This is a genomic window from Kluyvera sp. CHPC 1.2972, from assembly GCF_036759925.1.
GTDB lineage: Bacteria > Pseudomonadota > Gammaproteobacteria > Enterobacterales > Enterobacteriaceae > Kluyvera.
Window position 1 is genome coordinate 279,264 of record NZ_JAPKIB010000005.1, and the last position, 21,721, is coordinate 300,984.

The window sequence follows — 21,721 nt, forward strand, 5'->3', positions numbered from 1 at the left end:
TTTCGCGGCGTATCGTAATTGTTATGTTATAACATATGATGTCGAGGGTCAGATGAAAGCCAATATCCATCCCCATTACCGTACCGTGGTGTTTCATGACACCAGTGCCAACGAGTATTTCAAAGTGGGTTCGACCATTAAAACCGACCGGATGATTGATCTGGAAGGGGTGACATATCCGTATGTCACGATTGATGTGTCGTCCAAATCGCACCCGTACTACACCGGGAAACAGAGAACGGCCTCTACCGAGGGTAGCGTGGCGCGCTTTAGCCAGCGTTTTGGTCGCTTTATTGATGTGAAAAGAGGTTCATGATGCAGGTACTTAACTCATTGCGCAGCGCCAAACAGCGTCACCCGGATTGCCAGATTGTGAAACGCAAAGGGCGACTGTACGTTATCTGCAAGTCAAACCCTCGCTTTAAGGCCGTTCAGGGGCGCAAGAAGCGCCGTTAAGCGGGCAGCTGTCGCAGCGACTCCAGGGAGTGGCGTTGCTTGCTGTCGGCGGTAAAATTGTCGGCGGCAAGCCATTTCTGGAAGGCGGCGTTCAGCGCTGACCACTCACCGTCGATAATTGAAAACCAGTCGGTATCGCGATTATGGCCTTTAATCACCAGCGCCTGGCGAAAATGGCCTTCAAACTGGAAACCTAAGCGCAGCGCGGCCTTGCGTGAGGGTTCATTGAAGCTGTTGCACTTCCACTCATAGCGACGATAGCCCAGGGTATCGAACGCATAGCGCATCAGCAGCCACTGGGCTTCCGTTGATGCGGGCGTTCTGCTCAGCAGCGGCGAGAAGTGGACGTGGCCGACTTCCATCACCCCGTGATTCGGGTCGATTCGCATCAATGCCAGCGAACCGACCGGCAGATTGGTTTGCCTGTCGATGACCGCGAAATGAATGGGGTCCTGCAGGTTTTCCACGCTTGCCACCCACTGACGATAGCCTTCTACTGAACTTTCTGGCTCGCGCAGTAGCCACGTCCAGTTACGGCTATCGGTTGCCAACTGGTGGGCGGCGAACAGCGCATCCGCATGCTGAAGGCTCAGTGGTTCAAGGCGGCAAAACTTCCCATCCAGCACCACGCGCTCAGGGTGCGGGCGTGGCTGCCAATCCGGCAGGGCATCGCCAATTAACTGACCGAACTGATTAAGCTGACTCATAACCTCTCCTTGGGGGAAATAAACAATACGCTGAGCGTAGGGGTTTACTGGTTCCATAAGAAGTGCCACCAGGTTATCTTTTGATGGTACCACGAGGAGCTGAGATGAATATTCCTGACGATCCCTTTTTTGCCCTGCTTTCCCGCTCGCTACAGGCGCGCGGATCAGAGACGCTGCAACGCAACCTGTATGCTGCGCTGCGAGAGGCCATTATGCAGGGGCAACTCCAGGCACAGAGCTGGCTGCCGGGCTCGCGGGTTATCGCTGAGCGGCTGCGGATATCGCGTAATACGGTCAATGCTGCTCTGGAACAGCTGACGATGGAAGGATACCTGCGGAGAGACCGTCGGGGTTCGCGGGTGACTGCTTTGCCGCAGCCGGAAAGCCGCGAGGTGCCGGTACGCGCGTCCGTCAAGCTTCCGTCACGGTTACAACAGCTGCCGCAGGTCTTGCCGCGCGATACGCCGCCATTGTTGTTCACCCCCGGCACGCCAGCCATTAACTATTTTCCCTTGCCGCTCTGGCGACGATTGCTCGACCGTGTTTTACGCGAAGAGGGAAGTTCGCTGCTCGGCTATGGCGATGCGGCCGGCGAGTGGCCGCTACGGGTGGCGATAGCCCGTCATCTTGCCTTGTCGCGTGGCATCGATTGTGATGCGCGGCAAATTGTTATCACCGAAGGGGCGTTGGAAGGGGTAACCCTATGCACGCATTTGCTCAGCGAACCGGGGCAAACCGCCTGGGTAGAAGAGCCGGGCTACTTTGGTGCCAAAAGTGCATTCCTCGCGGCGGGGTTAGCGCTGGAAACGGTACCGGTAGATGAAGAGGGCATGCGGATTGCCGTCAATCTACCGCCACCGACGATGATCTTTACCTCCCCCTCTCACCAGTATCCTACCGGCAGTGTGCTGAGTGCGACGCGGCGCCTTGCGTTGCTGGACTATGCCCGACAGCATGGGACGTGGATCGTTGAGGATGACTACGACAGTGAATTTCGCTTCAGCGGCGAGCCGATTCCGGCCATGCGCGGAATGGTTGATAACGCGCCGGTGGTCTACCTGGGGACTTTCAGTAAGACGCTGTTCCCGTCGCTGCGCATTGGATTTATGGTGCTGCCATCGATGCTGGTTGAGGCGGTGCAGCCTGCCATACGTGCGCTATTACGCGGCGGGCACCGTGCTGAGCAGCGTGCGCTGGCTTGTTTTATTGAAGAGGGCCACTATGCGCGCCATCTGGCGTCGATGCGTCGTCTTTATCGCAAACGCCAGGCGCAGCTACATGATGCGCTGGAACAGGAGCTCACCGTTCCTCATCAGCTGATGGCAGGGGAAGGGGGACTGCATATGACGGTGGCTATCGACGGGATTGATGATGTAGCGCTGGTGCGTCAGGCGCGGCTGCATCAGATGGCGCCCGGCGCACTCAGCAGCTTTTACCTTAACCGCCAACAGGCGCGAACGGGGTTGGTATTGGGCTATGGCAATACGTCCGCATCGCAGTTTACGACGGCGATGCGGACGCTGCAGCGGCTTATTGTGCCGCTTCGGTGCGGGTAAGAGTGAAGACATCGTAGAAAGACAGTTCGCCCTTGGTGGAGACCATTTTCTGTAGTTGGGCCTTCGCCTGGCCGTCCACGCGGGCGGAGTTCAGGATCCGCTCGATAAGCTGTTTGGGCACAAAACGGGTGTTGTACCACTCGCCGTTGTAACAGACTCGGAAATCCAGGACGTCGATATCTTCATAGCGGTAGCGTGGATAGACGTCGAAAAAGAAGAAGCCGTTCAGCAACGCAAACAGCAACCATAGCAGCCAGACGGTATCAGCCAGGGTTTCAGAACGCATCATCACCACGAGCGTCGCGAAGAACGCAAGGTACATAGCGATGAACAGGCCGGGGTGATTGCGGATAAAGCTGATGCTAAAGCGCGGCCGGTTGTCGCGCTTTTCAGTCACGTTCAGTTCATCAATGGTTTGCGTGAGTAATCGCTGGATCTCTGACATCTTTTGCTCGGCAACGAAGGGCGGAATAGCCTATTGTATGTTGCACCAATCCATACAGAAAGTAACAGATCGGTTGCAAAAAAGCATAACAGTCCGCGTCTGTTATCAGGCCAGCATTTTGATGACGTTAGCGGGATTACCGCCGACGACGGCGTTTGCCGGGACATCTTTAACCACAACAGCACCAGAAGCGATAACCGCGTTATCACCAATGGTCACGCCGGGATTAATCACCGCTCGTCCGCCAATCCACACGTTATGGCCAATTGTCACCGGTTTCCCATATTCAATGCCGCTGTTGCGTTCGTCCGCATCAAGCGGATGGGTAGCGGTGTAGATATGGACGCCGGGTGCCAGCATGCAATTATCGCCAATATAAATCGGGCAGACATCGAGCATCACGCAGTCGAAATTCGCGTAGAAGTTGGTACCGAGATGGATATTGTAGCCGTAGTCGCAGCGGAATGTCGGTTCAATATAGGCATCGTGGGCTTTGCCTAATAGCTCTGTCAACAACGCTGCCCGTTCGGATTTCTCGTCCGGCTCGGTATGGTTATACCGATGAATCAGGTGCCGGGCGCGTAGCCGGTCCTTTCTCAGCGTGTCATCAGCCGGGCGATAATATTCACCCGCAATCATCTTACGTTTTTCTTCACTCATGGGGCCTCCTGTACGGGAAGCCATCACCATAAAAGGCGAATGCGGTTTTGGGAACGTTCCCTATTCGTTGGTGTGATGAGAATCACAGAGATTCGTCAAAACACGGGGAGTGGGGTACGTGCCTGTAAATGAATAAAAATTAACGAATATACTTCCAGACGGTTGAAGGAATTTTGTCGTACAGTTTATTCATGGTCAATTCAGCCAGACGATGATCGGCCGCTGAGTAAAATACCACCAATTCATTATCGGACAGTTCATATTTATTTTTTTCAATGACACGTTCAAGCGTATCAATTGACTGACAGCGTCGTAGACGCATCAAATAATCAGTTTTAGTTAATGGTTTATCAGACATAATTCACCCATTGATTGTAATAATTTTAACAAGAGAGGCTAACAGGGTTCGCTCGGCTAGCGTTGACGAAACAGCGGAAAAGTTTGTTCCCTGACTTACGCCATTTTTGCAAGTCGCTGCTATTAATGCCGTAGTTCCCGAACAACATGAAAGTATCATCCAGATATTCGTCGATCTGCGCAATCAGTTTATTATCTTCGTCGTACTTAATTTTATAATTAAGTGCAAACGTTGCAATATGTTCTATCAGCTCATTAAGCTGCAGGTTAACCGCCGAGGTTGGGTCATTTACCCAGCCATGATTGCTCTCTTCAAGCGTGGCAAGACAGTCATGATACAGGGTTTCGCAAAGAAACTTAAGCTGTGCGATATCGTGTCTTTTTGGTGAGTATTCGTCCATAACGCATCCCCCTGATTGCAGTTCAAACAACGAGTAACAAATACCGGTGTGGGATGGGTACTACTGGTTAACCTGAAACATGCACGTGTTCCCGATCTGCACTAACTATAATCTACTCCGCAAAAGATTTCACCGAGCTATTACGAAAAATTACAATTAATTCTCAAATGGTTAGTTTTTTTATAAACAATGCTTGAGAAGGGTAGGCATAAACCCACCGCATCATACTTTTGTATGATAAAGATAACATTCATAGACTTAGACCACAGGCGCGGCGATGTCGTTCAGTTAAATATTATAGGATTATTCTTAGTTTTCTTCTGCGTCAGGTGTCGCTGCAGATTATTAAAAATGAATTAAAGACAAATCTCAATTAAGCGGTATAGGAGAGGGGACTATATTTTAATATATAGGGAAACCACAATGTCTATTTTAATGGTTGATTAAAAAATAGACGAGCCAGTTGGCTGACGAAAGGAATAAAAAAGGGCCGCAATAGCGGCCCTTTTGATAGCATACTTTAGTGATGCTCTACCTTATGGCTGTGCTCAAGGTCTTCGTTTTTACGGCTGAAACGACGACGTACAACCACGAAGAACACCGGTACGAAGAAGATAGCCAGAACGGTTGCTGTCACCATCCCACCCATTACACCGGTACCAACGGCGTTCTGTGCACCGGAGCCTGCACCGGAGCTGATAACCAGAGGCATTACACCGAGGATAAACGCCAGCGAGGTCATCAGGATTGGACGCAGACGCATACGTACCGCTTCCAGCGTTGCTTCAATCAGCCCTTTACCTTCTTTGTCCATCAGGTCTTTGGCGAATTCAACGATTAATATCGCGTTCTTCGCCGACAGGCCAATGGTGGTCAACAGGCCCACCTGGAAGTAAACGTCGTTAGTTAACCCGCGAAGCGTTGCCGCCAACAGCGCACCAACCACCCCCAGTGGAACAACCAGCATAACCGAGAACGGAATAGACCAGCTCTCATACAGCGCTGCCAGACACAGGAAGACGACAATCAGCGAGATGGCGTACAGGGCAGGGGCCTGGTTACCGGACAGACGTTCCTGGTAGGACATCCCCGTCCAGTCGTAGCCGATACCCGCAGGCAGTTTGCCCGCCAGCTCTTCCATCAGGTTCATGGCTTCACCGGTACTCTTACCTTCAGCCGCCTGACCCAGGATTTCCATGGATGGCAGACCGTTGTAACGTTCCAGACGCGGTGAACCGTATTCCCAACGTGAGGTAGAGAATGCGGAGAACGGCACCATCTGACCATCGCTACCGCGAACGTACCATTTGCCAATATCTTCCGGCAGCATACGGTATTTCGCTTCGGACATCAGGTACACCTTCTTCACACGACCGCGGTCGATGAAGTCGTTGACGTAGCTACCACCCCAGGCGGAACCCAGCGTGGTGTTGATGTCGCTGATGGAGACACCCAGCGCCTGGGCTTTTTCCTGGTCGATATCAACTTTGAACTGCGGCGTATCTTCCAGGCCGTTAGGACGCACGCCGGTCAGCACGTCAGGGTGCTGGGCAATCATCCCGAACAGCTGGTTACGCGCCTGGGTCAGTTTTTCGTGACCCAGACCCGCCTGGTCGATCAGCTGGAAGTCAAAGCCGGTAGCGGTACCCAGTTCCACGATAGCTGGCAGGTTAAAGGCGAACACCATCGCATCTTTAATCGTCGAGAAGTAGCCCATCGCACGGCCGGTAATCGCTTCAACTTTGTTTTCGGCGCCCGGACGTTCACTCCAGTCTTTCAGCGACACGAAGGCGATACCGGTGTTCTGGCCGCGACCCGCGAAGCCGAAGCCGTTTACGGCAAAGACGGATTCAACGTTGTTCTTCTCTTTGGTGAGATAGTAATTGGTCATCTCATCCAGCACTTTCTGCGTACGTTCCTGGGTCGCACCGGCAGGCAGCTGCGCCATGCTCAGGAATACGCCCTGGTCTTCGTCCGGTAAGAAGGAGCTTGGCAGACGCACGAACAGGAATGCCATGCCAACCACGATGATCAGATACAGCAGCAGGTAACGACCGGTGCTGCGCAGGATGTTGCCTACGCTATCGGTGTAATGGTGCGTGCTCTTCTCGAACATGTTGTTGAACCAACCGAAGAAGCCTTTGGTAGAACCGTGGCTGCCTTTGGCAATTGGCTTCAGCATGGTGGCACACAGTGCCGGCGTCAGGATCAACGCGACCAGTACCGACAGCGCCATCGCGGAAACGATGGTGATGGAGAACTGGCGATAGATTGCCCCGGTGGAACCACCGAAGAAGGCCATCGGGATAAATACCGCTGACAGCACCATCGCGATACCGACCAGTGCGCCCTGAATCTGGCCCATGGACTTACGCGTGGCTTCTTTCGGCGGCAGCCCTTCTTCGGCCATTACACGCTCAACGTTCTCGACCACCACGATGGCGTCATCCACCAGGAGGCCGATGGCGAGCACCATCCCGAACATCGTTAGGGTGTTTATCGAGAAGCCAAACGCGGCAAGTACCGCAAAGGTCCCGAGCAGTACCACCGGCACCGCGATCGTTGGAATCAGCGTCGCGCGGAAGTTCTGCAGGAACAGGTACATGACCAGGAACACCAGGATGATCGCTTCGACCAGCGTTTTCACCACTTCGTGAATCGAGATCTTAACGAACGGGGTGGTGTCGTATGGGTAAACGATTTTCAGACCTGACGGGAAGAACGGCTCCATTTTCGCCAGTTCAGCGCGAATCGCGTTCGCGGTGTCCAGGGCGTTTGCGCCGGTTGCCAGTTTAATACCCAGACCGGAAGCCGGCTGGCCGTTAAACTTCGCTACCACGTCATAGCTTTCGCCGCCGAGCTCAATTTTCGCCACGTCGCGCAGGCGAACCTGCGAACCGTCCTGGTTAACCTTCAGCAGAATGTTGCCAAACTCTTCGGTATTCGTCAGACGGGTCTGCGCCACGATAGAGGCGTTCAGTTGCTGGCCAGGTACAGGCGGCGTACCACCTAATTGGCCTGCTGCCACCTGGGCGTTCTGCGCTTTCAGTGCGCTAATAACATCCACTGGCGTCAACTGGAAGTTGTTCAGTTTGTTCGGGTCCATCCAGATACGCATCGCGTACTGGGAACCGAACAGCTGAACGTCGCCCACGCCGCTAGTACGGCTGATGGCGTCCTTCATGTTGGCCGCAACGTAGTCGGAGATATCGTCCTGGTTCATGGTGCCGTTGGTGTTGATAACACCAACAACCATCAGGAAGCTGCTGGAGGCTTTTTCAACGCTGATACCCTGCTGCTGAACTTCCTGCGGCAGAAGCGGTGTCGCCAGAGCGAGCTTGTTCTGTACCTGTACCTGGGCGATATCTGGATCGGTACCGGATTCGAAGGTCAGGGTAATGGTTGCGGTACCGGTGGAGTCGCCGTTGGAGGACATGTACATCAGGTGATCGATACCGTTCATGTTCTGTTCGATAACCTGAGTGACAGTGTTCTGCACCGTTTCGGCGTCAGCACCGGGATACATGGCCGTGATCGAAATCGCAGGCGGCGCAATCGTTGGATATTGCGCTACCGGCAATTTGAGGATCGATAGCCCCCCAGCCAGCATGATAATAATGGCGATCACCCACGCAAATATGGGGCGATCGATAAAGAAATTAGGCATGTCTTAACGGCTCCTGTTTAAGTTAAGACTTGGTTTGTTCTGACTGAGCGGTGCCAGCGGCAGCTTGCTGTTTATCGTCAGAAGTGACTTCCTGGGCTTTAACCTGCACGCCCGGTTTCACTTTTTGCAGACCGCTGATAATCACGCGATCGCCATCTTTCAAACCACCTGTCACCAGCCACTTGTCGCCAATCGCCTGGCTTGCAACGATCTGACGAACTTCGACTTTATCGCCTTCACCCACAACCATGGCGCTCGCATCGCCACGCGGCGTACGAGTTACACCCTGCTGAGGAACCAGCAGCGCGGTTGGGTTGGTCCCTTCTTCCAGACGTGCGCGAACAAACATGCCCGGCAGCAGCGTATGGTCAGGGTTAGGGAAGATGGCGCGCAGCGTGATAGAACCGGTGGTCTGGTCAACGGTGACATCAGAGAATTCTAACGTCCCGCTCTGCGGATACTTGATGCCGTCGTTGGTCACCAGATCCACTTTCGCTTTCCCGTTTTCCTGTTTCAGTTTGCCGTCAGCCAGTTCCTGCTTCAGGCGCAGGAAATCATTGCTGGACTGGGTCACATCAACATAGATAGGGTCGAGCTGCTGAACGGTAGCCAGTGCGGTCGCTTGACCGTTTTGTACCAGTGCCCCTTCGGTAACCGCAGATTTGCCAATGCGTCCGCTGATAGGCGAAGTCACTTTGGTGTAGGCCAGGTTGATTCGCGCGGTTTCGACCGCAGCTTTTGCAGCCAGAACGGCGGCGTTAGCCTGCTGGGCGTCCGCAACGGCAGTATCGTAATCCTGACGGCTGATGTACTGAGTACCCAGCAGTTTGGAGTAACGATTGACGGTCAGTTTGGCGATATTGGCAGCGGCTTCCGCTTTCGCTAAGTCACCTTTCGCGCTTTCATAGGAGGCCTGATAGGTTGCCGGATCAATCTGATAGAGCGACTCGCCCGCCTTGATATCACCACCTTCGATGAAGTTGCGCTTCAGAATAATCCCGCTGACCTGCGGGCGAACTTCTGCGACACGATAGGCGTTGGTGCGGCCTGGCAGTTCCGTCGTGATTACAAGAGGTTCGGATTTGAGCGTCACCACGCCCACTTCTGGCATGTGTTGCGCTCCTTGCTGAGCTGGTTTGTCGTCACATCCTGTTAGCGCTAAGCTGCCTGAGAGCATCAGAACGACCGCCAGAGGCGTTAACCCTCTGTTTTTGTTCATATGTAAACCTCGAGTGTCCGATTTCAAATTGATCAATGGAACAAGCGTCCACAAACCCATTGCTGCGTTTGTATTATCGTCATACTATGGTACATACATTCATAAATGTATGTAAATCTAACCCCTGCAAATTCACCGACCTATGGCACGAAAAACCAAAGAAGAAGCGCTGGCTACGCGTCAGCACATACTGGATGTCGCCCTACGGTTGTTCTCACAGCAGGGGGTATCATCCACCTCACTCGCCGAGATTGCAAAAGCGGCAGGGGTGACGCGTGGCGCAATTTACTGGCATTTTAAGGATAAGTCGGATCTCTTTAATGAAATCTGGGCGTTATCAGAGTCCAGCATCGGCGATCTTGAAATTGAGTATCGGGCAAAATTCCCCGGCGATCCACTCTCAGTTTTGAGAGAGATCTTAGTTTACATACTCGTTGCAACCGTTATTGAAGAACGCCGACGATTGATGATGGAAATCATTTTTCACAAATGTGAGTTTGTCGGTGAAATGGCCATAGTGCAACAGGCCCAGCGTAATTTATGTTTAGAAAGTTACGACCGGATTGAACAGACGTTAAACGACTGTGTCACTGCGAAGGTTTTGCCAGCAAACTTGTTAAGCCGTCGGGCGGCGATTTTAACCCGCAGCTATATCTCCGGGCTGATGGAAAACTGGCTGTTTGCCCCTAACTCTTTCGACCTTCGGGCCGAGGCGGAGGCCTACGTGGCTATCCTGCTTGAGATGTACCAATTTTGCCCAACGCTCCGCGGCGAAAAAGACCTCCCTTCCTCTAAGGATTACCAGGAATAATCCTGGTTGCTCCGGCTATTCGCCTGTAGCCAGAAGTGCTATTCTGCGCAGGTATTTGTCCCCGGCATTCCGCCGGCTTTAGCCACCATACATGTTAAGATTATGCTGCATAACATCCGCCCTCGGGCCACGATCTCTGCATTTTTCATTATTGCTGTCTGTTTTGTGCTATCTATCGCCGCGGTACAAGCCCGTGCGCTGAACGGCACCGATATTCCCGATCGTGCTGACGTTCAGGATCAGATTAACGCACTGAACAATAAAAAAGACCTGACGCCTCAGGAGAAGTTGGTTCAGCAGGATCTGACCGAAACGCTGCAGCTACTCGATAAAATCGACAGCGTTAAGGCTGAAAGCACTCAACTACAAAAACAGATTGATCAGGCGCCTATTAAGCTGCGCCAGGCCACCGATAATCTGAATGACATCAGCGATGTTGATAATGATGATGAGACGCGTAAAACGCTGAGCAGCCTGTCGCTGCGCCAGCTTGAAGCTCGCGTGTCTCAGGCAGTGGACGATTTACAGAATGCGCAAAACGACCTGGCCACCTATAACAGCCAGCTCGTCTCTCTGCAAACCCAGCCTGAACGCGTGCAGAATGCGATGAACTCAGCCTCTCAGCAGCTGCTACAGGTGCGTAACAGCCTGAATGGCAGCACCGTCGGCGATGGGCTGCGTCCTACCCAGCAGACCATGTTGCAGGTGCAAAAAACGTTGCTCGACGCGGAGATTGAGCTTCAGCGTAAGAGCCTGGCCGGCAACACCGTATTGCAGGACTCCCTGCAGAAGCAGCGCGACTACGTGACCGCTTACAGTACCCGTCTTGAGCATCAGCTTCAGCTGCTGCAGGAAGCGGTCAACAGTAAGCGCCTGATGTTGTCAGAAAAAACGGCCGCCGAGAACGCCTCCCCGGAAGAGACGGCCCGTATTCAGGGCAACCCGCTGGTGAAGCAGGAGCTCGAAATCAACCATCAGCTGAGCCAGAAACTCATTACCGCGACCGAAAGCGGCAACCAGCTGGTGCAGCAGAATATCAAGGTGAAAACCTGGCTTGACCGCGCGCTGCAGTCTGAACGTAATGTCAAAGAGCAGATTGCGGTATTAAAGGGAAGCCTGCTGCTGTCGCGTATCCTTTATCAGCAGCAGCAGACGCTGCCGTCGGCGGACGAGCTGGAAGATATGACCACCCGCATCGCCGACCTGCGTCTTGAGCAGTTCGAGATTAACCAGCAGCGCGACACCCTGTTCCAGAGCGATGACTTTGTCGCCAAACTGGAAGAGGGGCATAGCAACGAAGTCGATAGCGAAGTGCACGATGCGCTGCTGCAAATCGTCGACGCGCGCCGTGAAATGCTGGACCTGATCAACAAACAGCTGGGCAACCAGCTGATGATGGCTATCAACCTGCAAATTAACCAGCAGCAGTTGATGAGCGTCTCTAAAAGCCTGAAATCGATTCTGACCCAGCAAATTTTCTGGGTGAACAGCAACCGTCCGATGGACTGGGACTGGATTAAATCATTCCCTGAAGCGCTGAAGAGCCAGTTCAAATCGATGAAAATCACCGTGAACTGGGAAAAAGCGTGGCCAGCCGTGTTTATCGCTTTCCTCGCTGGGCTTCCGCTGCTGCTGATTGCCGGGCTGATTCGTTGGCGATTACAGTGGCTGCGCAGCTATCAGGATAAGCTTGGCGATCAGGTCGGTAATCTGCGTAACGACAGCCAGCTGCATACGCCGAAGGCTATTCTCATCGATCTCATCCGCGCGCTGCCGGTGGTGTTGATCATTCTGGCGATCGGCCTGATTCTGCTGACCATGCAGCTCAATATCAGCGCGTTGCTGTGGGCGTTCAGTAAAAAACTGGCGATTTACTGGCTGGTCTTCGGTCTGTGCTGGAAGGTGCTGGAGAAAAACGGCGTTGCCGTCCGCCACTTTAATATGCCGGAGCAGCTTACCAGCCACTGGCGTCGCCAGATTGTGCGTATCAGCCTCGCGCTGCTGCCGCTGCACTTCTGGTCGGTGGTGTCGGAACTTTCCCCGCTCAACCTGATGGATGACGTACTGGGGCAGTTCGTTATTCTGCTTAATCTGCTGGTGATTGCGGTGCTGACGTGGCCGATGTGCCGTGAGAGCTGGCGGGATAAAGAGTCACACAGCCTGCGCCTGCTGACGGTGACTGTGCTGTCGCTGGTGCCGGTAGGACTGATGGTGCTAACCGCCACTGGCTATTTCTACACCACGCTGCGCCTTTCCGGCCGCTGGATTGAAACGGTTTACCTGGTTATTTTCTGGAACCTGCTGTACCAGACGGTACTGCGCGGTTTGAGCGTGGCCGCCCGCCGCATCGCTTATCGTCGCGCGGTTGCCCGTCGCCAGAATCTAGTGAAAGAAGGGGCCGAAGGGGCCGAACCGCAGGAAGAACCGACGATTGCGCTGGAGCAGATTAACCAGCAGACGCTGCGTATTACCATGTTGGTGATGGTCGCGCTGTTTGGTCTGATGTTCTGGGCCATCTGGTCTGACTTAATCACCGTGTTCAGCTACCTCGACAGTATTACGCTTTGGCACTACACCGGCACCGAAGCGGGCGCCAGCGTAGTGAAAGATGTCACCATGGGCAGCCTGCTGTTTGCCATTATTGCCTCGATGGTTGCCTGGGCGCTGATCCGCAACTTGCCGGGTCTGCTGGAAGTGCTGGTGCTTTCAAGGCTCAATATGCGCCAGGGGGCATCGTACGCTATCACCACCGTGCTGAACTATGCCATTATCGCCGTCGGTGCGATGACCGTGTTCGGCTCGCTTGGGGTATCGTGGGATAAACTGCAGTGGCTTGCCGCCGCGCTGTCGGTTGGTCTGGGCTTTGGCTTACAGGAGATCTTCGGTAACTTCGTCTCCGGCCTGATTATTCTGTTCGAACGCCCGGTACGTATTGGTGATACGGTGACCATTGGCACTTTCTCGGGGACGGTCAGCAAGATCCGTATCCGTGCAACCACCATCACCGACTTTGACCGCAAAGAGGTGATCATCCCGAACAAAGCGTTCGTCACCGAGCGACTGATCAACTGGTCGTTGAGTGATACCACCACCCGCGTGGTGATCCGCCTTGGCGTGGCCTATGGATCCGATCTCGACAAGGTGAAAAAGGTGCTGCTGCAGGCGGCGACCAGTCACCCGAAAGTGATGCACGATCCGGAACCGTCGGTCTTCTTTACCACCTTTGGCGCCAGCACGCTGGATCACGAACTGCGTCTGTACGTGCGTGAACTACGCGATCGTAGCTATACCGTGGATGAACTGAACCGGACTATCGATCGTCTGTGTCGCGAAAATGACATCAATATCGCCTTCAACCAGCTCGAAGTGCATCTGCACAATGAAAAAGGGGATGTGGTGACGGAAGTGAAACGCGACGCTAAAACCGACGGCCAGGATTTGGTTGCGGATTAAAGCATTAAGGGCGGCGGAAGCCGCCCTAATTTATTCAGCCTGCGCCGTAAGGTCGTCGGCGTTTAACCCGGTCAATTGTTGAACCAGTGCGGCGGAGAGTCCGGCATTCAGCATGTTTCGCGCAATCTTCTGCGCTTCATCGCGCCGACCCAGCGCTTCGCCTTGCTCTATTCCTTGCTCTATTCCCTGGACAATCCCTTTCTTCCGTCCCTCTTCGGCCAGCCATTCGGCGATGGTCATCAGCTGCTCCTTATGCTGTGGTGAATATTGCGCCAGCGTGCAGAGTAACGCTTCCGGGTGAGATGTACTACCCGCTTGAAGCATATAGGTGATCAGCGCCTCCAACTGCGGTGGCGTGAGCCAATTTTCTATCAGTAAACCACCCAACTGTTCTTGTAAAGAGGTCAGATCGCGCTGGCGGATGTGCTTAAACAATAGCTCCAGCATCGCCATGCGCTGGTGGGCCATTATTTCGCTGTCCGGCATCACGGTGATGTCAACAAGGGGGAAATCCTGGGTGTACAGGCGATTTGCCAGCGTGGCGTTATCGAACAACTCAAGCCAGTTCATACGATATGGCCAGGGGCTGACGCTGCCGTGATAAAACAGCATCGGGATGACCAGTGGTAGGTTGTCATGCCCGGCGTCCAGATGCTGCTGCATGGCCGCAAGGGTATAGCGCATCAGGCGAAAGGGCATGAGTTTATCCGGTGTGCTTTGATGTTCAATCAGCACGTAGATATAGCCCGGCCCGTCGCGGGTTTGCAGCGCGTAGAGAATATCGGAATAGCTGGCGCGCAGGTTTTCTTCAACAAAGCTGCCGGAGGCGAGCTGAAGTGTCTCAAGATGACATTGCGCGAGCAGTTCGCAGGGAAGGTGCGCCTGTAAGAAATCTCGCGCTATCGCTTTATGGCGTAAAAATTGTTTAAAAATGGCATCGTGTGGCGTCGCCGAATAGATTTTCATGATGTTCCGTCATCCCCCTGTCCTGAATATGGCCGAGAAGATGCCATAGGTAATGACGGTGATGCAGTCCATCGTTTTGCGTTTTACGCGCCGCCTTCCGCGTTTTTCAGCTTATTGATGTAATCGTTGCGCACCATCTCCAGCGCGCTTAGCACTATCTCCGGGGCGATCTCGTTGCTTTCCAGCAGTTCAATCAGATCTACCGCCAGTTTGACATCATCCGGGGCGCTTTCCAGCGACATAGCTTCTCCTTGTTAGCGCGTGATGCGCGCCAGTATACGTTCAATGTCTTCCAGTGCCTGACGGCAGCGGGTGAGGCGGCCATCAAAGGCGGTGATTTCGCGGGCCAGACGCTGCTGATCTTCAAGCGTGGTGGCCTGCTGATATTGCTGCTGACGCTGCTGCTTCATCTCCAGCAGACGGCGTTCAAAGTCCTGGGTTTCCAGCCGTTTGCGCTGCCAGCGACGGAGACCGGGCGAGGGGCTATCCCAGACGCGTAGCGACCAGGCTTCACTTTCGCGGCTGATGGCCTCAATCTGCGCCGCCAGACGTTCGGCAAGCCAGGCCACCTGCGGCAACTGCTGCTGTTCAACGGCGTGCTTAAGCTCCTCAAAATGGGCGTACGCTTCGTCGAGGTAGGCCTGCATTTTTGTGCTGCGCGTCTGAAAAAGCTGGCGGTCAAAGCGTGCGCTAAGCGTCGCATGGGCTGCCAACGGCGTAATTTGCGTCTGAAGCCGTGTAAGCTGTTGTTCCAGCGTTTGTAAAAGCCGCGCCGTTTTCACCGGATTCTCCCCTTGATGGTTATCGGCTATGCTAGAGTAGCAGACCCACTTGATAACGATTCGCATTATGCAGCGTACTATTTTAATCATTATTGGCTGGCTGGCGGTAGTCCTTGGCACTATTGGCGTGGTATTGCCGCTGCTGCCGACCACGCCGTTTATTCTGCTTGCCGCCTGGTGTTTTGCGCGTTCATCGCCGCGTTTTCATCAGTGGTTGCTGTACCGCTCCTGGTTTGGCGGCTATTTGCGCCACTGGCAGCGCTATCGCGCCATGCCGCCTGGGGCTAAATCGCGGGCAATTATCGTGATTTTACTGACCTTTGGCGTTTCGCTGTGGCTGGTCAATATGATGTGGATTCGGCTGCTGCTGCTGGCGATCCTCGGTGGATTGCTGATTTTCCTCTGGCGCATTCCGGTCGTTGATGCAGAACAACAAAACGGATGAACCGCATTTATGGTGTTGCAATTCTACGAGCTAGCCAGTAAATTCTGGCGTTTTCGAGCACAGGCGCGCCCGGTTAAAAATTAATCAGCATCCATTTTTAACTCGTTTTGCTCGCCTTGAGTAACACTGTTTCAATCAGGCACAAACCTATGACCGCAACTGCACAGCAGCTTGAATATCTGAAGAACAGCATCCAGAGCATCCAGGACTATCCAAAACCTGGCATTCTTTTCCGCGATGTCACCAGCTTACTGGAAGACCCGAAAGCCTACGCGCTCAGCATTGAACTGCTGGTCGAAAAGTACAAAGACGCCGGTATTACCAAAGTCGTGGGTACCGAAGCGCGTGGTTTCCTGTTTGGCGCGCCGGTCGCGCTGGCGATGGGCGTAGGTTTTGTCCCGGTGCGTAAACCGCGCAAACTGCCGCGTGAAACGATCGCCGAAAGCTACGAGCTGGAGTACGGTACCGATCAGCTGGAAATCCACGTTGATGCGATCAAAGCTGGCGATAAAGTGCTGGTGGTCGACGATCTGCTGGCAACCGGCGGGACTATCGAAGCGACGGTAAAACTGATCCGTCGTCTGGGTGGCGAAGTGCACGATGCGGCCTTCATCATCAACCTGTTCGACCTGGGCGGCGAACAGCGCCTGGAAAAACAGGGCATCACCAGCTATAGCCTGGTGAATTTCCCGGGTCACTAAGCATTTCCCGATACATGGCCTCGCCGATCCGGCGGGGCTGTGGTAGCATTACCCCCTCGTGAATCCACCTTCCAGCGTTTCAGAGCCTGCCAATGAGTTATCAGGTTTTAGCCCGAAAATGGCGCCCACAAACCTTTGCTGACGTCGTCGGCCAGGAACATGTGCTGACCGCACTGGCGAACGGCTTATCGTTAGGGCGCATTCATCACGCATACCTTTTTTCCGGCACCCGTGGGGTGGGGAAAACCTCTATCGCCCGTCTGCTGGCGAAGGGGCTTAACTGCGAAACCGGCATTACCGCCACGCCGTGCGGCGTGTGTGATAACTGCCGCGAAATAGAACAGGGGCGCTTTGTCGATCTGATTGAGATCGATGCCGCCTCGCGAACCAAAGTCGAAGATACCCGAGACCTGCTGGATAACGTCCAGTATGCGCCCGCACGCGGTCGCTTTAAGGTCTATCTGATCGACGAAGTGCACATGCTTTCGCGCCATAGCTTTAACGCGTTGTTAAAAACGCTTGAAGAGCCGCCGGAGCACGTCAAATTCCTGCTGGCCACGACCGATCCGCAAAAGCTGCCGGTCACCATTCTGTCACGTTGCCTGCAGTTCCACCTGAAGGCGCTGGACGTTGAGCAAATTCGTCATCAACTGGAGCATATCCTTGATGAGGAGCATATTGCTCACGAGCCCCGCGCCCTGCAGCTATTGGCGCGTGCGGCGGACGGCAGCCTGCGCGATGCGTTAAGTCTGACCGATCAGGCGATTGCCAGCGGCGAAGGCCAGCTGACCGCCGTGTCGGTCAGTGAAATGCTCGGTACCCTCGACGACGATCAGGCGCTGTCGCTGATTGAATCGCTGGTGGCGGCTAACGGTGAACGTGTGATGGAGCTGGTCAACGATGCTGCACTGCGCGGCGTTGACTGGGAAGCATTGTTGGTTGAGATGCAAAGTCTGCTGCACCGTATTGCGATGGTTCAACTGTCGCCTGCGGCGCTCGGCAGCGATATGGCCGCCGTGGAGCAGCGGATGCGCAATCTTGCGCGTACCGTGCCACCAACTGACGTCCAGCTGTACTACCAGACGATGCTGATTGGCCGTAAAGAGCTGCCGTATGCACCGGACCGTCGGATGGGCATTGAAATGACGCTGCTGCGCGCACTGGCGTTCCATCCCAATGCACCGCTGCCGGAACCGGAAAGGCCGCCGCAGACCTTTGCGCCTGCTGCTGCACCAATGATGCAACAGCAGCCACCGATGCAGACCTCTGCGCCGATGACGCCGCCGCCTGCCGCTCCGCTTCCTGATTCAACCAATCAGGTGCTGGCCGCGCGTCGTCAGTTGCAACAGCAGCAGGGCAATCAGGGAGTAAACACCCCAAAAAAGAGTGAACCGGCAGCCGCTTCCCGCGCGCGGCCGGTGAACAGTGCTGCGCTGGAAAGACTGGCTTCGGTCACTGAACGCGTTCAGGCGCGTCCGGCACCGACCGCATTGACCCAGCCTGCGGCGAAGAAAGAGGCATACCGCTGGAAAGCGACCACGCCTGCTGATGAAGTGAAAAAAGAGGAAGTCGCCACGCCGAAGGCTCTGAAGAAAGCGCTGGAGCATGAGAAAACGCCAGAACTGGCGGCCAAGCTGGCGGTGGAATCTTTAGAACGCGACCCGTGGGCGGCCGAGGTGAGCCAGATGGCGCTGCCGAAGCTCGTCGAACAGGTGGCGCTCAACGCGTGGAAAGAGCAGAACGGTAACGCGGTGTGTCTGCATCTACGTCCTACGCAGCGGCATCTGAATTCGCCGGGTGCGCAGCAAAAGCTGACCGAGGCGTTGAGCACTTTATACGGTGCGCCTGTTGAATTGACCATCGTGGAAGATGATAATCCGGCGGTGCGTACGCCGCTGGAGTGGCGACAGGCCATCTATGAAGAGAAGCTCGCGCAGGCGCGCGAGTCGATTATCGCGGATAATAACATTCAGACGCTGCGCCGATTCTTCGACGCGGACCTGGATGAAGAGAGTATTCGCCCCATTTGACCGCAAGCGCTGCTTACGGTCGTTATTCTTTAACGTGACCTACTGAGAGAGAAGCCTATGTTTGGTGGTAAAGGCGGTCTGGGTAACCTGATGAAACAGGCCCAGCAGATGCAAGACAAAATGCAGAAAATGCAGGAAGAAATCGCCCAGCTGGAAGTAACCGGCGAATCTGGCGCAGGTCTGGTCAAAGTGACCATCAACGGCGCGCACAACTGCCGTCGCGTGGAAATCGATCCAAGCCTGCTGGAAGACGACAAAGACATGCTGGAAGATCTGGTCGCTGCGGCGTTCAACGATGCGGCACGTCGCATTGATGAAACTCAGAAAGAGAAAATGGCTTCTGTATCCTCCGGTATGCAGCTGCCACCAGGCTTCAAGATGCCGTTCTGATGCAAACCAGTCCGCTGTTAACTCAGCTGATGGAAGCGCTGCGCTGTCTGCCGGGCGTTGGCCCGAAGTCGGCGCAGCGTATGGCGTTTACCCTGCTGCAGCGTGACCGCAGCGGCGGGATGCGTCTGGCACAGGCGTTAACCCGCGCGATGTCGGAAATCGGCCACTGCGCCGATTGCCGCACCTTCACCGAGCAGGAAGTGTGCAACATCTGCTCGAACCCGCGTCGTCAGGAAAACGGTCAAATCTGCGTGGTGGAGAGTCCTGCGGACATCTACGCCATTGAGCAGACCGGGCAGTTCTCCGGCCGCTACTTCGTGCTGATGGGCCACCTGTCCCCGCTGGACGGCATCGGCCCGGACGATATTGGTCTCGACCGCCTTGAGCAACGTCTGGAAGCAGAGCAGTTGACCGAAATTATCCTCGCCACCAACCCCACGGTGGAAGGGGAAGCCACGGCCAACTATATCGCCGAGCTTTGCGCGCAATATGGCGTTGAAGCCAGCCGTATCGCCCACGGCGTGCCGGTAGGCGGTGAGCTGGAGATGGTTGACGGCACCACGCTGTCGCACTCGCTGGCCGGTCGCCATAAGATTCGTTTTTAATCAATCGAGAGCAGGATTTTCTGCTCTCGCTTGAAATCCGCTACACCCATCCCCATTTTCCTCTCATCGCTTTTTTTACCTTGTAATCAGCATTGAGGTATTTTGCAATGAAAGGACAAGAAACCCGTGGCTTCCAGTCAGAAGTAAAACAGCTTCTGCATCTGATGATCCATTCCCTGTATTCCAATAAAGAAATCTTCCTGCGTGAGCTTATCTCTAACGCTTCAGATGCCGCCGACAAGCTGCGCTTCCGCGCGCTGTCCAACCCGGATCTGTATGAGGGTGACGGCGAACTGCGCGTGCGCGTCTCCTTCGATAAAGATAAGCGTACGTTGACCATTGCCGATAACGGCGTGGGCATGAATCGCGATGAAGTGATTGACCATCTGGGGACTATCGCTAAATCCGGTACCAAAGCTTTCCTTGAGTCCATGGGCTCTGACCAGGCAAAAGACAGCCAGCTTATCGGCCAGTTCGGCGTCGGCTTCTACTCGGCGTTTATCGTCGCCGATAAAGTCACCGTACGCACCCGTGCGGCAGGTGATAAGCCGGAAAACGGCGTGTTCTGGGAATCAGCCGGTGAAGGTGAATACACCGTTGCCGACATCACTAAAGAAGACCGTGGTACCGAAATTACGCTGCACTTGCGCGAAGACGAAAGCGAGTTCCTCGACGACTGGCGCGTACGTTCGGTTATCAGCAAGTACTCCGACCATATTGCGCTGCCGGTAGAGATCGAAAAACAGGAAGAGAAAGACGGCGAAACCGTGGTTTCCTGGGAGAAGATCAACAAGGCGCAGGCGCTGTGGACGCGTAACAAAGCCGAGCTGAACGACGACGAATACAAAGAGTTCTACAAGCATATTGCCCACGACTTTACCGACCCGCTGACCTGGAGCCACAACCGTGTGGAAGGTAAGCAGGAGTACACCAGCCTGCTGTACATCCCGTCGCAGGCACCGTGGGATATGTGGAACCGCGACCATAAGCACGGCCTGAAGCTGTACGTGCAGCGCGTCTTTATCATGGACGATGCCGAGCAGTTCATGCCGAACTACCTGCGCTTCGTGCGTGGTCTGATCGATTCCAACGATCTGCCGCTGAACGTCTCTCGTGAAATTCTGCAGGACAGCACGGTCACTCGTAACCTGCGTAACGCGCTGACCAAGCGTGTACTGCAGATGCTGGATAAGCTGGCGAAAGACGATTCCGAGAAATACCAGACCTTCTGGAAACAGTTCGGCCTGGTGCTGAAAGAGGGCCCGGCGGAAGACAACGGCAACCAGGAAGCGATTGCGAAGCTGCTGCGCTTTGCGTCGACTCATACTGACTCTTCCGAGCAGACCGTGTCGTTGGCCGACTACGTGTCCCGCATGAAAGAAGGGCAGGAGAAAATCTACTACATCACCGCCGACAGCTATGCCGCGGCGAAGAGCAGCCCGCACCTGGAGCTGCTGCGTAAGAAAGGCATCGAAGTGCTGCTGCTTTCTGACCGCATCGATGAGTGGATGATGAACTACCTGACCGAGTTCGACGGTAAGCCATTCCAGTCCGTTGCCAAAGCCGACGAGTCTATCGACAAGTTGGCGGATGAAGTGGACGAGAGCGCAAAAGAAGCGGAAAAAGCGCTGACGCCGTTCATTGAGCGCGTGAAAACCCTGTTGGGCGACCGCGTGAAAGAGGTGCGTCTAACTCACCGTCTGACCGACACCCCGGCCATCGTCACCACCGACGCGGACGAAATGAGCACCCAGATGGCGAAACTGTTTGCCGCTGCAGGCCAGGCCGCGCCGGAAGTGAAATACATCTTTGAGCTGAACCCGGATCACGTACTGGTGAAACGCACCGCGGATACCCAGGACGAAGGGCAGTTTAAAGAGTGGGTTGAGCTGCTGCTTGACCAGGCGCTGTTCGCTGAGCGCGGTACGCTGGAAGATCCTAACCAGTTTATCCGCCGCATGAACCAGCTGCTGGTGTCATAAACCTGTCCTAATCACGTAGCCCGGCCGAGCAACTGTACGACCGGATACATAGGTAACACTTCAGACCGGGAACATAGGTAACACTTTC

21 protein-coding genes and 1 other annotated feature are annotated in these 21,721 nt (G+C 54.6%); of the genes, 11 read left to right on the forward strand and 10 right to left on the reverse strand.

What is annotated here, in order from left to right; translation table 11 throughout:
* Positions 1-52: 52 nt before the first annotated feature.
* The gene (locus V6944_RS11490) at positions 53-316 is read left to right on the forward strand and encodes a type B 50S ribosomal protein L31 (RefSeq protein WP_333499033.1); all 264 of its coding nucleotides are present in this window, start codon (positions 53-55) and stop codon (positions 314-316) included.
* A complete protein-coding gene (gene ykgO / locus V6944_RS11495) occupies positions 316-456 on the forward strand; it encodes a type B 50S ribosomal protein L36 (protein ID WP_003859006.1) in 141 nt (46 codons plus the stop codon). The genes V6944_RS11490 and ykgO overlap by 1 nt, the downstream gene beginning before the upstream one ends.
* Here ykgO and V6944_RS11500 read toward each other — a convergent pair.
* Positions 453-1,163: a GNAT family N-acetyltransferase gene (locus V6944_RS11500; protein WP_333499034.1), complete on the reverse strand. Its 711-nt coding sequence runs from the start codon at positions 1,161-1,163 to the stop codon at positions 453-455. The two genes, ykgO and V6944_RS11500, sit on opposite strands and share 4 nt — an antisense overlap.
* Positions 1,164-1,267: 104 nt before the next feature.
* Between V6944_RS11500 and pdxR the strand changes: the two genes are divergently transcribed.
* Positions 1,268-2,719, forward strand: a complete 1,452-nt coding sequence (pdxR, locus tag V6944_RS11505; protein WP_333499035.1) for a MocR-like pyridoxine biosynthesis transcription factor PdxR — start codon at positions 1,268-1,270, stop codon at positions 2,717-2,719.
* Here the strand turns inward: pdxR and V6944_RS11510 are convergent.
* From V6944_RS11510 to acrA, 6 genes are all read right to left on the reverse strand, one after another.
* A complete protein-coding gene (locus V6944_RS11510; RefSeq protein WP_333499036.1) occupies positions 2,694-3,164 on the reverse strand; it encodes a YlaC family protein in 471 nt (156 codons plus the stop codon). The two genes, pdxR and V6944_RS11510, sit on opposite strands and share 26 nt — an antisense overlap.
* Before the next feature lie 105 nt (positions 3,165-3,269).
* On the reverse strand, positions 3,270-3,824 hold the full coding sequence (gene maa / locus V6944_RS11515; protein WP_333499037.1) for a maltose O-acetyltransferase: 555 nt from the start codon (positions 3,822-3,824) through the stop codon (positions 3,270-3,272).
* Positions 3,825-3,963: 139 nt separating this feature from the next.
* A complete protein-coding gene (locus V6944_RS11520) occupies positions 3,964-4,182 on the reverse strand; it encodes an HHA domain-containing protein (protein ID WP_333499038.1) in 219 nt (72 codons plus the stop codon).
* Positions 4,183-4,207: 25 nt separating this feature from the next.
* Positions 4,208-4,582, reverse strand: coding sequence for an Hha toxicity modulator TomB (gene tomB / locus V6944_RS11525; protein ID WP_333499039.1), 375 nt, complete (start codon positions 4,580-4,582; stop codon positions 4,208-4,210).
* Positions 4,583-5,102: 520 nt separating this feature from the next.
* Entirely contained in the window at positions 5,103-8,249 is a 3,147-nt protein-coding gene (gene acrB / locus V6944_RS11530) for a multidrug efflux RND transporter permease subunit AcrB (protein WP_333499040.1), read from the reverse strand.
* 22 nt (positions 8,250-8,271) lie between these two features.
* Entirely contained in the window at positions 8,272-9,468 is a 1,197-nt protein-coding gene (acrA, locus tag V6944_RS11535; RefSeq protein WP_333499041.1) for a multidrug efflux RND transporter periplasmic adaptor subunit AcrA, read from the reverse strand.
* Between the two features lie 142 nt (positions 9,469-9,610).
* Here acrA and acrR point away from each other — a divergent pair, with 142 nt between their 5' ends.
* Positions 9,611-10,279 (forward strand): multidrug efflux transporter transcriptional repressor AcrR, encoded by a 669-nt coding sequence (gene acrR / locus V6944_RS11540; protein WP_333499042.1) that lies wholly within the window; start codon positions 9,611-9,613, stop codon positions 10,277-10,279.
* 102 nt (positions 10,280-10,381) lie between these two features.
* On the forward strand, positions 10,382-13,732 hold the full coding sequence (gene mscK / locus V6944_RS11545; RefSeq protein WP_333499043.1) for a mechanosensitive channel MscK: 3,351 nt from the start codon (positions 10,382-10,384) through the stop codon (positions 13,730-13,732).
* A 30-nt stretch (positions 13,733-13,762) separates the two neighbouring features.
* On the opposite strand, the gene V6944_RS11550 is transcribed toward mscK, so the two are convergent.
* The 3 genes from V6944_RS11550 to priC form a co-directional block, all read right to left on the reverse strand.
* Positions 13,763-14,698 carry an Rpn family recombination-promoting nuclease/putative transposase gene (locus V6944_RS11550; protein WP_442910737.1) on the reverse strand — a complete coding sequence of 312 codons (936 nt, stop codon included), beginning with the start codon at positions 14,696-14,698 and terminating at the stop codon, positions 13,763-13,765.
* An 83-nt stretch (positions 14,699-14,781) separates the two neighbouring features.
* Positions 14,782-14,940, reverse strand: a complete 159-nt coding sequence (gene rsmS, locus V6944_RS11555) for a pleiotropic regulatory protein RsmS (RefSeq protein ID WP_185667102.1) — start codon at positions 14,938-14,940, stop codon at positions 14,782-14,784.
* 12 nt (positions 14,941-14,952) lie between these two features.
* A complete protein-coding gene (gene priC, locus V6944_RS11560; protein ID WP_333499058.1) occupies positions 14,953-15,480 on the reverse strand; it encodes a primosomal replication protein N'' in 528 nt (175 codons plus the stop codon).
* A gap of 67 nt (positions 15,481-15,547) precedes the next feature.
* On the opposite strand from priC, the gene V6944_RS11565 reads away from it, so the two are divergent.
* From V6944_RS11565 to htpG, 6 genes are all read left to right on the forward strand, one after another.
* Positions 15,548-15,925 (forward strand): DUF454 family protein, encoded by a 378-nt coding sequence (locus V6944_RS11565; RefSeq protein WP_333499044.1) that lies wholly within the window; start codon positions 15,548-15,550, stop codon positions 15,923-15,925.
* A gap of 149 nt (positions 15,926-16,074) precedes the next feature.
* On the forward strand, positions 16,075-16,626 hold the full coding sequence (apt, locus tag V6944_RS11570; protein ID WP_035891847.1) for an adenine phosphoribosyltransferase: 552 nt from the start codon (positions 16,075-16,077) through the stop codon (positions 16,624-16,626).
* A 92-nt stretch (positions 16,627-16,718) separates the two neighbouring features.
* Entirely contained in the window at positions 16,719-18,656 is a 1,938-nt protein-coding gene (dnaX, locus tag V6944_RS11575; RefSeq protein ID WP_333499045.1) for a DNA polymerase III subunit gamma/tau, read from the forward strand.
* Positions 17,986-18,050 (forward strand) — a sequence feature (DnaX frameshifting element). (Overlaps the previous gene by 65 nt.)
* A gap of 57 nt (positions 18,657-18,713) precedes the next feature.
* Positions 18,714-19,046, forward strand: coding sequence for a YbaB/EbfC family nucleoid-associated protein (locus V6944_RS11580; RefSeq protein WP_052283815.1), 333 nt, complete (start codon positions 18,714-18,716; stop codon positions 19,044-19,046).
* A complete protein-coding gene (gene recR, locus V6944_RS11585; RefSeq protein ID WP_333495126.1) occupies positions 19,046-19,651 on the forward strand; it encodes a recombination mediator RecR in 606 nt (201 codons plus the stop codon). The genes V6944_RS11580 and recR overlap by 1 nt, the downstream gene beginning before the upstream one ends.
* Positions 19,652-19,758: 107 nt before the next feature.
* Complete coding sequence (htpG, locus tag V6944_RS11590) at positions 19,759-21,633, forward strand: molecular chaperone HtpG (RefSeq protein WP_333499046.1); 1,875 nt, start codon at positions 19,759-19,761, stop codon at positions 21,631-21,633.
* Positions 21,634-21,721 lie beyond the last annotated feature (88 nt).

Excerpts from the sequence above, each read along its gene's own strand:
- V6944_RS11490 (WP_333499033.1), top strand. The coding sequence starts at position 53 with ATGAAAGCCAATATCCATCCCCATTACCGTACCGTGGTGTTTCATGAC.
- htpG (WP_333499046.1), top strand. The coding sequence starts at position 19,759 with ATGAAAGGACAAGAAACCCGTGGCTTCCAGTCAGAAGTAAAACAGCTT.
- V6944_RS11500 (WP_333499034.1), bottom strand. The coding sequence starts at position 1,163 with ATGAGTCAGCTTAATCAGTTCGGTCAGTTAATTGGCGATGCCCTGCCG.
- acrA (WP_333499041.1), bottom strand. The coding sequence starts at position 9,468 with ATGAACAAAAACAGAGGGTTAACGCCTCTGGCGGTCGTTCTGATGCTC.
- ykgO (WP_003859006.1), top strand. The coding sequence starts at position 316 with ATGCAGGTACTTAACTCATTGCGCAGCGCCAAACAGCGTCACCCGGAT.
- maa (WP_333499037.1), bottom strand. The coding sequence starts at position 3,824 with ATGAGTGAAGAAAAACGTAAGATGATTGCGGGTGAATATTATCGCCCG.
- dnaX (WP_333499045.1), top strand. The coding sequence starts at position 16,719 with ATGAGTTATCAGGTTTTAGCCCGAAAATGGCGCCCACAAACCTTTGCT.
- pdxR (WP_333499035.1), top strand. The coding sequence starts at position 1,268 with ATGAATATTCCTGACGATCCCTTTTTTGCCCTGCTTTCCCGCTCGCTA.
- V6944_RS11510 (WP_333499036.1), bottom strand. The coding sequence starts at position 3,164 with ATGTCAGAGATCCAGCGATTACTCACGCAAACCATTGATGAACTGAAC.
- recR (WP_333495126.1), top strand. The coding sequence starts at position 19,046 with ATGCAAACCAGTCCGCTGTTAACTCAGCTGATGGAAGCGCTGCGCTGT.
- V6944_RS11550 (WP_442910737.1), bottom strand. The coding sequence starts at position 14,698 with ATGAAAATCTATTCGGCGACGCCACACGATGCCATTTTTAAACAATTT.
- apt (WP_035891847.1), top strand. The coding sequence starts at position 16,075 with ATGACCGCAACTGCACAGCAGCTTGAATATCTGAAGAACAGCATCCAG.
- acrB (WP_333499040.1), bottom strand. The coding sequence starts at position 8,249 with ATGCCTAATTTCTTTATCGATCGCCCCATATTTGCGTGGGTGATCGCC.
- V6944_RS11565 (WP_333499044.1), top strand. The coding sequence starts at position 15,548 with ATGCAGCGTACTATTTTAATCATTATTGGCTGGCTGGCGGTAGTCCTT.
- rsmS (WP_185667102.1), bottom strand. The coding sequence starts at position 14,940 with ATGTCGCTGGAAAGCGCCCCGGATGATGTCAAACTGGCGGTAGATCTG.
- V6944_RS11520 (WP_333499038.1), bottom strand. The coding sequence starts at position 4,182 with ATGTCTGATAAACCATTAACTAAAACTGATTATTTGATGCGTCTACGA.
- acrR (WP_333499042.1), top strand. The coding sequence starts at position 9,611 with ATGGCACGAAAAACCAAAGAAGAAGCGCTGGCTACGCGTCAGCACATA.
- mscK (WP_333499043.1), top strand. The coding sequence starts at position 10,382 with ATGCTGCATAACATCCGCCCTCGGGCCACGATCTCTGCATTTTTCATT.
- V6944_RS11580 (WP_052283815.1), top strand. The coding sequence starts at position 18,714 with ATGTTTGGTGGTAAAGGCGGTCTGGGTAACCTGATGAAACAGGCCCAG.
- tomB (WP_333499039.1), bottom strand. The coding sequence starts at position 4,582 with ATGGACGAATACTCACCAAAAAGACACGATATCGCACAGCTTAAGTTT.